This window comes from Lichenibacterium minor (assembly GCF_004137685.1).
Lineage (GTDB): Bacteria > Pseudomonadota > Alphaproteobacteria > Rhizobiales > Beijerinckiaceae > Lichenihabitans > Lichenihabitans minor.
In genome coordinates, this window is the sequence record NZ_QYBB01000148.1 from 1 (window position 1) to 1,201 (window position 1,201).

Consider the following 1,201-nt stretch of genomic DNA (forward strand, 5'->3'; position numbering starts at 1 on the left):
GGACGGACGCTCGGAATGGACGATGACCGGCCTCCTTGCAACCTAAAGTAAATTCTATTCCTCTATGCCAGGCTCAGCGCGATGACCGGAAGAAAGCCATGCTCAAAGTCCTAGGTTGCGTAGTGCACGAGCACGACCTTCGGCTCGTGGCCATCTCGGCGGTGATCTGCGTCCTGGGCTGTCTCACGACGACTACGCTGCTGGCGCGGGCGGGGAGACGAGACGGGCGCCCCTGGCTCGTGGCGGCGGCAGCGGTGTTGGGCTGCAGCGTGTGGTCGCTCCACTTCGTCGCCATGCTGGCCTTCATGCCGGGTCAGGAGATGGCCTACGACCTGGGCCTGACGGCGCTGTCGATCGTCGTCGCCGTCGGCGGGGCTCTGATGGCCCTTTTAGCCGGGAAGTCGCCCGCCACGCTCGCTTCCCGCGTCGGCGTCGCCGGTGTGCTGCTCGGGCTCGCGATAGCGGGGATGCACTACGTCGGCGTCGCAGCCATGACGTTCTCGGGCTTCCTCATCTTCGACCACGCCTACGTGGTGGCGTCGGTCGTGGTCAGCATCGTCTTCTCCGTCGTCGCCATGGCGAGGGCGACAGACCTGACGACGACGGGCCGGCGGGCCGAGGTCGGCGGCTGGCTGACGCTCGCGATCTGCGGGCTGCACTTCACCGGCATGACGGCGATCACGGTGGCGCCGGGCACGGCGGAGGCGGCCGAGGGCACGGTCCTCGGCACCACCGGCCTCGCCTTCGCGGTGGGCGGCGTCAGTGTCGGGCTCCTGATCGCGAGCCTGGTGGCGACCATGATCGAACGTCACATCTCGCTGCGCGCCCTCCAGGACCTCGGCCGCATGCGCCTCATGAGCAACCTCGCCCAGGAGGTGCTCTTCATCCACCGCGACGGCGTCGTGCTCGAGGTGAACAGCGCCGGCGAGCGCTTGTTCAAAGCCTCCGCCGAGGACATCATCGGCCGTCCCGTGCTGAGCCTCTTCGCAAAGGACAGTGCGCCGGCCATGATCCGCCGCGAGCGGTGCTCACCCCTGGAGCGCCGTCCGGAGGAGATGGATTTCCAGGCTGTCGACGGGAGCTACGTGGCCGTCGAGCTGTCATGCCAGCCGATCGACTACCTGGGCAGGCCGGCCACGGTGGTCGCGCTCCGCGACCTCACCGACCGCAAGCGCGACGAGGCCCGCATCCGGCATCTCGC

At 68.3% G+C, this 1,201-nt stretch carries 1 protein-coding gene; it reads left to right on the top strand.

What is annotated here, in order from left to right:
- Positions 1-98: 98 nt before the first annotated feature.
- Positions 99-1,201 (top strand): MHYT domain-containing protein (locus tag D3273_RS27755; RefSeq protein ID WP_129230279.1); only part of this gene is annotated, 1,103 nt, incomplete at its 3' end.